The sequence below is a fragment of the Leptospira stimsonii genome, assembly GCF_003545885.1.
Taxonomy (GTDB): Bacteria; Spirochaetota; Leptospiria; order Leptospirales; family Leptospiraceae; genus Leptospira; species Leptospira stimsonii.
The window spans coordinates 1,342,501-1,355,757 of record NZ_QHCT01000001.1 but is presented as its reverse complement, the minus strand read 5'-3'; the positions used below and the strand labels follow the sequence as shown (position 1 = coordinate 1,355,757).

General features: G+C 44.6%; 14 protein-coding genes (1 of these 14 only partly in view). 4 read left to right on the top strand and 10 right to left on the bottom strand.

Translation table 11 applies throughout. The annotated features are described in order from the left end of the window. Nucleotides 1-31: 31 nt before the first annotated feature. The 4 genes from DLM75_RS06715 to DLM75_RS06695 all read left to right on the top strand — a co-directional run bounded on the left by DLM75_RS06715 (nucleotide 32) and on the right by DLM75_RS06695 (nucleotide 6,998). The gene (locus DLM75_RS06715) at nucleotides 32-2,041 is read left to right on the top strand and encodes a 1-acyl-sn-glycerol-3-phosphate acyltransferase (protein WP_118967652.1); all 2,010 of its coding nucleotides are present in this window, start codon (nucleotides 32-34) and stop codon (nucleotides 2,039-2,041) included. Nucleotides 2,042-2,114: 73 nt separating this feature from the next. Next, entirely contained in the window at nucleotides 2,115-2,579 is a 465-nt protein-coding gene (locus tag DLM75_RS06710; RefSeq protein ID WP_118967651.1) for a hypothetical protein, read from the top strand. 896 nt (nucleotides 2,580-3,475) lie between these two features. Then, nucleotides 3,476-5,119 carry an FG-GAP repeat protein gene (locus DLM75_RS06700; RefSeq protein ID WP_118967649.1) on the top strand — a complete coding sequence of 548 codons (1,644 nt, stop codon included), beginning with the start codon at nucleotides 3,476-3,478 and terminating at the stop codon, nucleotides 5,117-5,119. Further along, nucleotides 5,103-6,998, top strand: coding sequence for a putative Ig domain-containing protein (locus DLM75_RS06695; RefSeq protein ID WP_158586452.1), 1,896 nt, complete (start codon nucleotides 5,103-5,105; stop codon nucleotides 6,996-6,998). Before DLM75_RS06700 ends, DLM75_RS06695 begins: the two co-directional genes overlap by 17 nt. Nucleotides 6,999-7,049: 51 nt before the next feature. Here the strand turns inward: DLM75_RS06695 and DLM75_RS06690 are convergent, their stop codons facing one another. The 10 genes from DLM75_RS06690 to secY form a co-directional block, all read right to left on the bottom strand. Beyond that, complete coding sequence (locus tag DLM75_RS06690) at nucleotides 7,050-8,210, bottom strand: LamG-like jellyroll fold domain-containing protein (RefSeq protein ID WP_118967647.1); 1,161 nt, start codon at nucleotides 8,208-8,210, stop codon at nucleotides 7,050-7,052. A 361-nt stretch (nucleotides 8,211-8,571) separates the two neighbouring features. Further along, complete coding sequence (gene rplQ, locus DLM75_RS06680) at nucleotides 8,572-9,114, bottom strand: 50S ribosomal protein L17 (protein WP_118967645.1); 543 nt, start codon at nucleotides 9,112-9,114, stop codon at nucleotides 8,572-8,574. A gap of 1 nt (nucleotide 9,115) precedes the next feature. Further along, a complete protein-coding gene (locus DLM75_RS06675; RefSeq protein WP_069608364.1) occupies nucleotides 9,116-10,093 on the bottom strand; it encodes a DNA-directed RNA polymerase subunit alpha in 978 nt (325 codons plus the stop codon). Between the two features lie 22 nt (nucleotides 10,094-10,115). Then, nucleotides 10,116-10,739, bottom strand: a complete 624-nt coding sequence (rpsD, locus tag DLM75_RS06670; RefSeq protein ID WP_069608365.1) for a 30S ribosomal protein S4 — start codon at nucleotides 10,737-10,739, stop codon at nucleotides 10,116-10,118. Between the two features lie 11 nt (nucleotides 10,740-10,750). Beyond that, the gene (gene rpsK, locus DLM75_RS06665; protein WP_118967644.1) at nucleotides 10,751-11,158 is read right to left on the bottom strand and encodes a 30S ribosomal protein S11; all 408 of its coding nucleotides are present in this window, start codon (nucleotides 11,156-11,158) and stop codon (nucleotides 10,751-10,753) included. Between the two features lie 2 nt (nucleotides 11,159-11,160). Beyond that, nucleotides 11,161-11,538 carry a 30S ribosomal protein S13 gene (gene rpsM, locus DLM75_RS06660; RefSeq protein ID WP_118967643.1) on the bottom strand — a complete coding sequence of 126 codons (378 nt, stop codon included), beginning with the start codon at nucleotides 11,536-11,538 and terminating at the stop codon, nucleotides 11,161-11,163. Between the two features lie 5 nt (nucleotides 11,539-11,543). Beyond that, a complete protein-coding gene (gene rpmJ / locus DLM75_RS06655; protein WP_000868428.1) occupies nucleotides 11,544-11,657 on the bottom strand; it encodes a 50S ribosomal protein L36 in 114 nt (37 codons plus the stop codon). Nucleotides 11,658-11,665: 8 nt separating this feature from the next. Further along, complete coding sequence (infA, locus tag DLM75_RS06650; protein WP_001040194.1) at nucleotides 11,666-11,884, bottom strand: translation initiation factor IF-1; 219 nt, start codon at nucleotides 11,882-11,884, stop codon at nucleotides 11,666-11,668. Nucleotides 11,885-11,887: 3 nt separating this feature from the next. Next, entirely contained in the window at nucleotides 11,888-12,451 is a 564-nt protein-coding gene (locus tag DLM75_RS06645; protein ID WP_118967642.1) for an adenylate kinase, read from the bottom strand. A gap of 10 nt (nucleotides 12,452-12,461) precedes the next feature. Continuing rightward, nucleotides 12,462-13,257: the 3' portion of a preprotein translocase subunit SecY gene (secY, locus tag DLM75_RS06640; protein ID WP_118967641.1), read on the bottom strand. The gene runs 587 nt beyond the window's last position; 796 of the gene's 1,383 nt are visible here — the last part of the coding sequence; its start codon lies beyond the right edge, outside the window; the stop codon is at nucleotides 12,462-12,464.

The following is a 13,257-nucleotide window of genomic DNA, read 5'->3' as shown; positions in this document are numbered from 1 at the left end:
AATTTATATCGAAAGACCAGGAGTAAGATTGATGGCTGAGAAAGAATCCAGCGTTGGGAAATGGCAGAAAGAATTTTTCGAAAACATTCACTTGTTCAAACGTTCCGGAATGACGGAAGAAGAAGCCAAGAAGATTCTCCAGAAGTTTTTATACTTATCCTCGGTAACTCCCATGCCTCCGGTAATGGACGTATTCAAAGAACCGAATCTTCTCGAAACGGTCGGAGTTTATACTTCTCCGGAACAGAGATCCCGAGAATTCATGATGGAGTTTCTTTCTCCGATCATGAAACAATTTACCGTGGAAGGTGTGGACAATCTCAAGTTGGTCCAACCTCTTCTCGGAAAATATCCGATCACTCTGATCTCGAATCACCTCTCGCACTTAGACGCTCCCGCCATCTTTCATCAGCTCTATAACTGTTCCCCGGAAGGAAAAGCGATCGCGGAACAATTGGTTTTTATCGCGGGAAGACTCGCGTATGAACCTGACTTCACACGTCTCGGGCTTTATATGTTCGGGACTCTTTTAGTTTGTTCGAAAAGAGACATGGCGGACAATCCGAGTCTTTCGGACGTGATGACAAAGATCAACATGAGAGCGTTTCGACATTCTCAAAAACTTCAGTCCGATGGAAAGATCGTAGCCATCTTTCCGGAAGGAACCCGTTCCAGAGACGGAAGACTGATGCCGTTTGTGGAAACCGTCTATCACTACGTCGCAAACAAGGTCATCATTCCGATCTCCCTGGAAAAGACGGACAAGATTCTTCCCACCACGAGTTTATTGTTCAATCAGGTAAACGGAAAACTCGTCATCGGTAAACCGGTGTTAGTCGGAGAACTTTCCAGAAAACACATGGAAACGTTTCCGAAAGATGTGGAACAACTTCAGTTCCCGGAACACGGAGACAAAAAACAATTCCTCATCGACAATCTCGCTCTTCTCGTAGGTTCGAACTTAAATAAACACCAACACGGGACTTATAGAAACCTTTACAAAGGGGACGTTTCGGGTAAAAATATTCTTATCAAAATTCCGAAAGAACCGGAAGAAAAAATCGTCGTCATCGGAGCGAGCAGTATGTCAATCGCAGTGGCGACCTTGCTCGCGAACAAGGACGTTCTCGTTTATCTCTATCACCCGGATCAGGCTTATACGGAACAATGCAACACGGAAAGAAGAGAATTAAAATACTATCCTCTCTACAAACTTCCACCGAATTTAATCTTCACTTCCGATCCGGAAGTTCTGAAAACCGCGACACTTTTTATTCAAGGGACCAATCCTTGGGAATTGATCAATGTCTATCCCGAGATCCAACCTTTCCTCAACAAAAACAAGGCTCCTTTTTTCAATGTGATCAAAGGATTTACGAGTACGGGTTTGATCTTGGACGAAGTCCAGACCGCTTTCGGATTAGAAGACGATCGATTGGGCGTGATCGCAGGAGCTTGTTATCCAGATCAGATCATGGAAAGAAAGATTTCGGGGTTCGAAATCGCGGCTTCGAACGCGTCTTTGATTCCAAGAGTTCAAAAACTTTTTACAACGGGTTATATCTTTCCAAGGCCTGCGAAAATTCCAACGGACATCAAAGGAGTTCAGTTAGGCGGGGCGCTGAAAACAATCTATGCGCTCGCGATGGGAATCGTAGAAGGATACTTTACGCAGACCCTCGGAGGAAACGTGGACAACTCTCTGTTTCATCTTTCCAACCGTTTCTTTTCCGAGATGACCGAAATCGGAACGAAGATGGGTGGACAACCGGAAACATTCCAAGGACTCTCCGGACTGACTGACTTTATGCTTTCTTGTTTCGGAACCGATGCTAAGGACAGAAAAACCGGATATGATATCGCATACGGATCTCCTTCGGAAAGAATGTCCAACGGTTTTTACGGACTCAAAGTAATGCCGAATCTGATGAAAATCACGCCGGAAACTCCGGTCCTCGCGGCGGCCTACGAAATCGTGATCAACAAAAAGAACATGAGCGAGATCATCGAAATGTTGGAAGGAAGGCTCGCGAGAGTTTAAGAATTCGACCTAAGCTCCCAATGATTCAGGGGCTTAGGTTTCACCGTTTCGACTATTCTGAGAATCAAATCGTTTGTTAAGAATCGTTTCCAATTTCTCTTTGATTTTGATTCTTCTTTTTCCCTTAAGCACGGAAATCAAAGAACCTCTTTTTGAGAAAGATTCGCGCTTTTTAGATCACAGACAAAGATCATTCAAATATCCTAATATTCCTATGCTCACAAAATCTCTCCGAGAAATCGTAAAAAACAAAAAAGAACACAGTCAGATATTTCACGTTTCCGAAATATTCGATTCTTATTTTTATCTTTACTGGGAAAATCAGAAGGCGATTTACATTCTTCAACCTAAAGAAAACGAATCCGAAACAAATTATGCCGATTCGATTCGGTTTCCAACGGGAGGTTCCCGTATCGAAATCGACAGAAACGTAGTCGATACTTTGGAACAAGTCGGGTCGAGCACCTACCTAATTCACAGAGATTTTCTCAACTCCGTTCTTGAAAAATGTAGAAAAGGAATTTTGATTCGGATATAGAACCGCATCGCGACCGTTCCCACAGGCAACGATGACCGTCTTTGGATCTCTTGATTCACCGAACACAAAACATCCGAACGGAATGATCTTTTTTCCATTGCCGTAGAGGACGACTTAGGATTTATTCAGGTAAATTCCCTTTGGTGAAGAGGATGGAGAATTCGTTTTGCACTTTTAGAAATGATTCCAAGAAGCAAATATTCAGGTTTCTGAATTCGATTGCTTCCTCATTTGTGTTCTTTTTTTGTTTTCTTCTTCTGCATTCTTTTCTCTCTGATTGCCCATAGGAAACAACTCCGATCTTTTACCCCCGACCGGATAACGACCTCTACCTCTGTGTTTTGTTGGTTAGGCGGCTTTCTCTTTGGAAATGGTATCGCATTTTCGGGAAATACGATCGTCTTCAGTGCTACCTTAAGCGACGATTCTTTACTTCGCTTCTGCCCCGCTCTATAGGATTTATCTCCTGACCAAAAGGAAGAATAGCGGTAGAATATTGAAAAGCAAAGAGCGGATCCGCTTCGCGACGCTGTTCCCAAACGAATTTGCGAAATGGGAACTCCCAATTCTTGGAAGTTGAAAAATCGAATCTGAATCATCTCGGATTCCTGCGGGAACTCCCTAAGATCGAACTTCGACATCAACAAATCTTTGTTAAACGATATGTCGCATTTTCCTATCTCTTCTTTTCTTTTCTTTTCGAACAAAGTATTTCCCCTTAAAAAAAGAAAAGAGGACTTAGAATGAAGACAGAAGTAAAATGAGTTTCAGAATGTTTCCCAAAAGGTTCTCAAAATCGTAAAAAAGGACCGATTAATAACTAACAAATATCTACTTATAAGGTGATTCGACGAGAGGAAGAATCCGGTATAAATTCTCCACCTAAGAGAGATTTTATGAAGTACCGGCAAAACCAAAACTCAATCCTCGCACTAGAACGAACTGCAAAGAGCCGGATTCGAATTCTCTCATTTTGTTTTCTCCTTTCTTTCATTTTTCAGTGCGAATACAAACCCAAAGGGGATCTCAATTTTTTAGCGTTAGTCGGAAGCGGTTTGAGTACGGGAACTCCTTCCGAAGGAGGTATCGATTCTCCTTCGGTCGCAAATCCTCCGGCCGTTCAAGGAAGCGGAGACTGGTTGAACGAGGCCTATTTCAAACCTTCTTTCGTGATCGGAGATTCTTTTTACGGAAACAGTGTTGCAGTATCGGGCGATACGATCGTCGTCGGAGAATATCGTGAAAACAGCAACCAAGTCGGACTCACAAACGGTTCAGCTCCTGCTAGTTCAGACATCAGCCTTTTCGCCTCCGGGGCCGCCTTTGTCTATCGTAAGGTTGCGGGGATTTGGATTCAAGAAGCGTTTCTCAAAGCCTCGAATCCATCGACAAATGACAACTTCGGTTCGAGCGTTTCGATCTCCGGAGATACGATTGTGATAGGAGCTCCCACAAACGGGGCCTCAGGCTCTGCTTACGTTTTTGTAAGAAACGGTTCGACCTGGTCCCAAGAAGCCTTGTTAAAGTCATCGAACTTCGGCGCAGGCGATCATTTCGGTTCATCGGTGGATATAGACGGAGACATAATCGTGGTTGGAGCGGAATGGGAAGACAGTTCCCAAAATATGGTTACGAACGGAAACACGGCAAGCGCGGATAACTCAAGGACGGATTCCGGAGCGGCTTATATTTTTCGAAGAGTTGCGGGAACCTGGACTCAAGAAGCGTATCTCAAAACGCCGAATCCTGATAACAACGACTCCTTCGGTTCAAACGTTTCGATATCGGGAGAAACGGTCGTAGTCGGAGCCTTCAAAGAAGACAGCCAGTCTGTGACGTCTAACGGAACAACCGCCAGTCCCGATAATTCTAAATTGGAATCGGGAGCCGCATATGTCTTTCGAAGAACGGCCGGCCAATGGAATCAGGAAGCATTCTTAAAATCTTCCGATTTGGATTCGAACGATCAGTTCGGAAAATCGGTTTCCATTTCTGCGGATTCGATAGTCGTGGGCGCCGCATTGGAAGACGGAGCTCAGGATTCGGTCATCAACGGCGCTGGCGCGAGTTCCTCCAACTTGTTAGGTGGTTCCGGCGCGGCCTATGTCTTTGAAAGAACGGGTACAAACTGGGCGCAAACCGCATATCTCAAAGCAAAAAATGTACAAGCAGGGGATCAATTCGGAACGTCCGTCGCAATCGAAGGAGACTTTATCGTCGTAGGTGCGATCAACGAATCGAGCGGTCTATCCACGATTTCCTTCGGACCTTTGACCACTTGGGACGAAAGGTGTTTCCAATCCGGAGCGGCCTACATGTTTCGAAAGTCTTCCGGACTTTGGGGGGAATACGCCTATTTCAAGGCTCCAAACGTGGGAAGCGGTGATTCATTCGGCTACAGTGTCGCCCTAAACGGAACTAGGGTCGTGGTCGGGGCCACTCAGGAAGCGAGCAATCAAACCACGATCACGAATGGACCAACCGCTAACACTGACGATTCCATGTATCGGGCAGGAGCATCGTATGCGTTTCAAAGATAAGACTTTCAAGTCATCGAATTGCCAAGCCGAGTTCGGGAGCAAGATTATCTTTCAACGTCCCGCTACCGGATTCTTCTCTTCAAATCGTTTTAGAATATCATTGTATTCTTTACTACTATTTCTCTGTTTTTACGTTTTTCCAGGCTGTCTACAAGGCGGTTTTGGAACTCCCGCTTACATCAATCTTTTTTCCTTTGAAGAAGGACCGGTTTCGGACCTGCGTTATCCAGTTTCTTCTTATCAATACACAACTCATACGAGAATCCCGACTTTTCGTCCTTCCGTAAGCGGAACTCCGACCGAATTCTTAATTACTCCCGAATTACCGAGCGGCATCACTTTGGATGCGAACACGGGGGTGATTTCCGGAATTCCGAATGTTCGCCTTCCTTCCACCGAATATACAATCACTGCTAAGAATGCGAGCGGCTCCACTTCGACCCAGTTCACGTTGTCGCCGACACTTTTCCTTTGGAACGAGGGTTCGTATTTAAAGGCGTCCAATTCTGATAGCTCGGATTCTCTAGGATATGCTGTAGCGCTGGATGGAGATACGCTTGTTGTCGGCGCTTATTTAGAGAGTAGCTCTCAAACGACGATTACCAACGGAAGTGGAGCGAGTTCGGATAACACCGCTGACGGTTCGGGAGCGGTCTACGTTTATAGAAGGAACGGTGAAAGTTGGTTTCAAGAGGCGTACATAAAGGCGTCTAACGCAGAAGCATGGGATTCATTCGGATTCAGTGTCGCGATCCACGGTAATACGATAGCGATAGGAGCGATCGGAGAAAGTAGCAATCAAACCACGATCACGAATGGAAACACGTCAAGCGCAGACAATTCCGCTCCTTTCGCAGGTGCGGTCTACGTCTATAGGAGAACCGGAACGATTTGGAATCAGGAAGCGTATTTAAAAGCGTCTAACGCGGAAGCCGGGGATTCGTTCGGATACTGCGTCACGCTCCACGGGGACACGATCGCGGTAGGGGCCTATGCGGAAGCCAGCAATCAGAATACGATTACAAACGGTAACGCCGCAAGTGCAGACAATTCCAATATGAACTCGGGAGCTGTATATGTTTACAAAAGAATCGGGACCAATTGGGATCAGGAAGCCTACATCAAGGCGGTTAACGGAGAGGCAGGAGATATATTCGGTTATAGCCTTTCCCTCTTCGGAAATACTCTGGCAGTAGGCGCACCTTCTGAAAGTAGCAATCAAACCACAATCACAAACGGAACGACAGCGAGTACGAACAATTCTTCCTTTAACTCGGGAGCCGTGTATGTATATGTTCGGACGGGAACCACATGGGATCAAGAGGCGTATCTAAAGGCGGCCAGCGTTCCTCCTACGCCGGGCCAACAATTAGGAATCACAGTATCCATCTATGGAGACACGATCGCGGCTAGCGCCACGCAATCGAACGAAGGTGCGGTCCACGTCTTCGTCCGCAACGCGGGCGCTTGGACGAGAGAAGCGGAAATCAGAGCCGCGAATCCGGGATCGGTAAACTATTTCGGATTCAGTCTTTCGATTTACGAAGATACGATTGCGGTTGGGACCTATTGGGAGGATGGAAACGAAAATCGAATTCTCAACGGAACAACCGCTTCGACGGACAATTCCCTTCCGGGCTCGGGCGCCGTCTACGTCTACCAGAGAAGCGGAACGACTTGGGCTCAACAGTCCTACATCAAAGCCAAAAACGTTCAATCCAACGATTGGTTCGGTTACAGCGTTGCGATTTCAGATGACACCCTTATTGCCGGCGCGCCACAAGAAGACGGAAGTCAAACGACAAATACGAACGGTCCTCTGCAAACTTGGAATGAATTAAAACCGGATTCCGGGGCGGTTTACATATACAACCGATAACTGCAACAAACAGAATATTAAGCATTTAAGAATATTCTAAAACCCTAAATCTCAATTACAAACGTGAGAAACGGAGATACCGTATTTAAAGCCTAGATAACATTCTGTCTTAATGCGGTCGGCCGAACTCAAACCTTGGTTGTAGACCAAGCCTTCTGCGACCCTTCCATCAAGGCCGGATCCTCCACCATAAACGCCTAAATAAGTTAGATTATTACCCGCCGCGGCGTATACGTTGGTCGTGCTCTTCTGTAAATTGCCGTTCAAATAAAAAGTAGTTCCTGTTCCGGAAAACTGCATCGTAAGAACATGAGCCACATTGGTAGCATAGGCGTTGCTTTTAAAATCACCGGGGCCGCTATTCACTTCCAAGGCACCGTTATAGAATTTTAAATACAAAGAGATCCCTCCGCCGGAAAGATGAATGATTCCTTCCGTCGCGACTGAAAGCGCGTTTTGCTCGACCACAAAGAGCATCGTGTAGGAACTCCCGGTAATCGGAACACCGGAACTGGAAAAGAATCGACCTTCCGTGTTGCTCATTTGAACGAACGGCCTTTGATTGCGAAAATTAGGAAGCCAATAGGGTTCCTGATTCGCGTAGTAACGTGTGAAAACGTTCGAGCTTGCTTGGTCTTGCCAAGTCGTGATTTTGTTTGCCGTGTCTTTCGTAATTCCGGCTTCCGCATTCAACCAAAGCGCCAAACTGGAAACATCCGTCGGAAGATAATACGTCGTCGCTTGCATCATCGAAGAATAAGACTTCGTTCCATCGGCTTGAATGACTTCCAGGAGATAATAGTGTGTTTCTCCCCCTCCCAAACCGGAATGAGTAAAGCTACTACCGGTAATTCCGGTGGAAGTTCCGGTTATCTCGGGAGATGATATGTTTACCGAAGAAGTGGTCGAAGAATAAATTTTATACAAAGCACCCGTCGCAGTTGAGGACCAACTAAGTTTCACGGAATGAATATCAGCATTCGCCTGAAAAGTAGACGTCGGACTATTCGCTGAAGAATTTGAAATTACATTCGGAACTGCGATCTGAAGGAAAAGACCGGCGGGATTGCTTGCGTCAAAGCTGATCTTTTTCGCGTCCATACAAGCCACTTGACCGAATAAAAGAAGAGCCCAAGGAATGAAGAGAGAAAGTTTATAGATCCTCACAAAAAGGCGCTCGTTCGTCTTTTTACCTTTGAAAAACAAATTCATTATCCCAAGAAAATCGATGCACGGAGATTTTCTTTTATGAGTAAAAACTCATCTAATAAAATCAACAACCGATTTTCAACCTTTTGAACGTTTTTTATAGCATAGGATCTTCTTTCTAAAGAGGATAGGACTGATTAAGAATTAGGCCTTTTGAAAAAGTTTTTCATACGAAATCCATTTCTGAAACAGATTCGCAATATTGAATTTGCGAAAGTCTATACGGAACTCCCAGCTCTTGCCAAAATCAAAAATGGACAATTAAAGTTCCAAAAGAAAGAAGGAATAAAAAAACCCGGCAGAACCGGGTTTTCTTTAAAAAGCAAGGCAAGAAGTATAGAATTCTATTTCAATTCGGCTAAAATTACTTCTTCTTCTTTACTTCTTTTTCTTTCTTAGGAGCCGCTTCTTTTTTCACAGGAGCAGGAGTCGCACCGGATTTTCTTGCGGTTCTTTTGTCTTCTCTGACTTTCGCCTGTGTTTCGCGTTTTTCTTCTCTTTCTTTCAAGAGAGAAGCTCTGTCCTTCTTAGAAGTGAGTTCCAAAATCCCTACTTCGGAATTGTCAGAAGCTCTGTTCACAAGTTTCAGAACACGAGTGTATCCACCGTTCGTAGTTTCAAAACGTTTCGCGATATCTTCGAAAAGTTTTACAACGACTTCACGGTCTTTGATTCTTTTCATAACTTCGCGCTTGTTGTGAAGTTGAATTTCCGGTTTCAGATCGACCGCGAGATTCTTCTTAGCTCTTGTAATCAATTTCTCAGCATGAGAACGAATCACTTTCAATTTTGCTTGAGTAGATTCGATTCTTTCATACTTAAAAAGACTTGTGATCATGTTATTGATCAGCGCGTCTCTGTGACCTTTATTGCGGTTTAAATGTTTTACTTTATTTCTTTTGTTCATTTTAGAAATCCCTCATTCCGAAAGAGAGACCGAGAGTGGAAAGTTTCGTTTTCAACTCCTGTAGACACTGGTCGCTGTAGTGTTTGGATTTCGACATTTCTTCTTCGGATCTCTTTACGAGGTCTCCGATAAAATCGATTTCCAGACTTCTTAGAACATTGAGAGAACGAACGGAGAGTTCCAATTCTTCCACATGTTTAGACAAGGAAGCTTTGAGTTTTTCATCAGCTTCATCCAGTTCGTCGTCTTCCTCTTCCAGTTCTTCTTCGAAATTGATAAATACTGTAAGGTGCTCTTTTAAGATTTTTGCCGCTTGAGCAACAGCGTCGTCGGGAGAAACGGATCCGTCCGTCCAGACTTCCAGAGTTAATTTTTCATAATCGGATCTCTGAGCAACACGGGTCTCGGAAACTTCGAAAACTACTTTTTGAACCGGAGAGAAGATCGAGTCTACAGGAATCGTTCCGAGAACTTCGATGTCTTTTTTCTTTTCTTCCGCAGGAACATATCCTCTTCCTCTTTGAATTTCCAAATCCATGATGAGATTTGCATCTTCATTGAGAGTGGCGATGTGAAGATCCGGATTCATAATTTCGATAGATGAATCTACTGCAAGATCCCCTGCTCTAAAATATCCCGCACCTTTCAGTTCCAGGTGAATGATCTTACTCTGGTCTTTTTCTTCCGGCTCGTATTTGATACGAACTTGTTTCAGGTTGAGAATGATTCTGGTAACGTCTTCCGCAACGCCTTCGATAAAGGAGAACTCGTGATTCACACCTTCGATACGAATCGCGGAAATCGCCGCTCCCTCGATCGAGGACATAAGGGTCCTTCTGAGAGAGTTACCGATAGTTGTGGCAAAACCCCTTTCAAATGGCTCTGCAACGAACTTCCCGTAATTCGGGGTGTTCGCTTCCGTGTTGAATTCTATCTTCTTAGGACGTTTAAATCCTTTGAGTAAGCTTTTGAGAGACAATTTGAGACCCTTCTATCAGATTTTATTTAGAGTAAAGCTCTACGATTACCTGTTCTTTAACCGGTAGATCGATATGGTGGCGTTCAGGCAATGCCGTTACGTCCCCGCCAAAGTTTGTGTAATCTGCCGATAACCAAGATGGAACTCCCTGCAACGATTGCGATAAACGAATGTTATCTGCAATGAAGGTAGAAGTTTTGAACTTGTCGCGAATTTCCACTTTATCGCCTACGTTGAGTCTGTAGGAAGGAATATCCACTCTATCTCCGTTCACAAGGATATGTCTGTGAGCGATGAAGTTTCTCGCTTGGCGACGAGTTACCGCGAAACCAAGACGATAGAGAACATTATCCAATCTTCTTTCCAAAAGTTGAAGAAGAATTTCACCGGTCACACCGTGAGCGTGAGAAGCTTCTTCGTAATATCTGCGGAATTGTTTTTCCAAAAGACCGTATGCTCTTTTGAGTTTTTGTTTTTCGCGAAGCTGAGCGCCGTATTCCGACACTTTTCCTTTCCGCTTAGTAGGCATACCAGGAGGCCCTTTGCGGTGGAATTTATCTTTATTAAAAGTATAGCTCGACTTAAGGAAGAGATCGACTCCCTCCCTTCTCATGATTTTTACAACAGGACCTCTATATCTTGCCATCTTAAACTACCTTAGACCCTTCTTCTCTTACGCGGACGGCAACCATTGTGAGGCAATGGAGTCACATCCTTAATCATCTTAATGTTCAATCCTCTGGCAACCAAAGAACGAATCGCAGACTCGCGGCCAATGCCGGGTCCGGAAACCATTACGTCTACTTCTTGCAAGCCGGCCGCATCCATAGCTTTTTCAGCCGCATTTCCAGCCGCGATCTGAGCCGCATACGGAGTGGATTTTTTGGATCCACGGAATCCCATCGCACCGGACGTGGACCAGGAGATCGTATTCCCCGCCATATCCGTTATGGTTACGATCGTGTTATTGAAGGACGCGGTTATATAAACTTTCCCGCGAGGAACGACCTTCTTTTCCTTCTTTTTAACTTTCTTTTCTTTCTTGGATTTCTTATCGTCAGCCATGATTACTTAGTTACCTTTTTCTTATTCGCTACAGTCTTCTTGCCGCCCTTTCTGGTTCTGGCGTTGGTTCTGGTTCTTTGACCATTGACCGGAAGACCTCTTCTATGTCTGAGTCCTCTGTAGCATCCAATGTCCATCAAACGTTTGATGTTCAGTTGGATTTCGGAACGCAGGTCCCCTTCCACTTTTGCACTTTCTTCAATCGCCTTACGAATCGCCGCTTCTTGAGCCTCGTTAAGGTCCTTTACGCGAATCTTTTCGTCTACTCCGGCCTTTTTCAAAATTCCTCTCGATAAGGAATTTCCTATTCCGAAGATATAGGTTAATCCAATAACAATTCTTTTTTCTCTTGGAAGGTCAATACCTGCAATACGCGCCATATTTCTTATGCTTGCCTTTGTTTGTGTTTCGGATTGGTGCAGATCACGCGGATTACACCTTTTCTTCTGATAACCTTGCAGCTAGAGCAGATTTTCTTAACTGATGTTCTTACTTTCATAACAATTCCTACTTTTTGCGGTAAGTAATTCTACCCTTAGAAAGATCGTAAGGGGAGAGTTCTACCGTAACTTTATCACCCGGTAAAATCCGGATATAGTGCATTCTCATCTTTCCGGAAATATGGGCCAAAACCTTATGACCATTTTCCAATTCTACACGGAACATCGCGTTGGGCAGGGGCTCAAGTACGGTGCCATCGACTGTGATCGCTTCTTCCTTTGCCACTGATTAAGCTAGCTCCTTTTGAATCAAAGAAGTCACCTCTTCCAGGGACCCGACTCCGTTCACTTGAGAAAGTTTCTTTTGTGCCGCGTAGTAGTCCAGAAGAGGAAGAGTCTTCTTGTTATAATTATCCAGACGATTCTTAATCGTCGCTTCGTTGTCGTCCGCACGTCCTTCGATTTCCGCGCGACTCAAAAGTCTCTTCAAAAGTTCCGCATCCGGAACTTGAAGATTGATCGCTTTATCGATCGATTTTCCTTCCCCTTTTAAAAGAGAATCCAGAGCGTCCGCTTGTTCCACGGTTCTCGGAAAACCATCCAATAAAAATCCATTCTTGCAATCCGCTTCCCGGATGCGATCTTTGATGATTCCGATTACGACAGAATCAGGAACTAAATCGCCCGCATCCATATAACGTTTTGCTTCGACTCCCATCGGAGTTTGATTCTTTACCGCTTCGCGGAGAATATCACCGGTGGAAATCTGTGGGATTCCAAGGTTCTGACAAAGAATCTTTGCCTGCGTTCCTTTTCCTGCCCCGGGAGGCCCCATGAAAATAATATTCTTCATGAGTTTAGGCTTAAGACCTTCCCTTGATTTTCGACTTCTTCATGAAGCCTTCATAATTTCTCATTAAAAGTTGAGACTCGATTTGTTTCAAAGTCTCCAGCGCAACCCCTACCATGATCAAAAGAGAGGTTCCACCGAAAGTATAAACCAGAGAACCGCCGCCGGAGTTGGAACTCAGATCTAAGAATTTGATGATGATATAAGGAGCCAGAGCCAGACCCGCCAGGAACATCGCGCCCGGAAGAGTGATTCTGTTTAATACTTTTTCGATATATTCTTTTGTATGAGAACCCGGACGAATCCCTGGAATGAACCCGCCGTATTTCTTCAGGTTTTCAGCCAACTCGGTCGGATTGAACTGAATCGCAGTATAAAAATATGCGAAGAATACGATCAAAGAAGTATAGATGATAAAGTAGAATAACGCGTGATACCAGATCTGGGAGAATGGATTGAAAAAGTCCATGATGATCGCCCAACCCGCCCACTGTTCGCTACTCGATGACAACCACTGAATGATCGTCTGTGGAAATAAAATCAAAGAAGAAGCAAAGATGATCGGCATAACGTTTGCGCCGTTTACTTTGAAAGGAATGGACTGGCTTTTCGCCTGAACCATCTTTCTTCCTACCATCTGTTTCCCGTATTGAAGAGGAACTTTTCTCACACCTTGTGTTAACAAAACGGTAAGAGAAATGAGAAGAATAAAAAGAATCAAAAGAATCAGAACATTCAGAGCGTCCATCGTATCTGTGGAAAAAAGTTGAACCATAGATTCAGGGAGTCTTCCGATAATACCAGCAAAG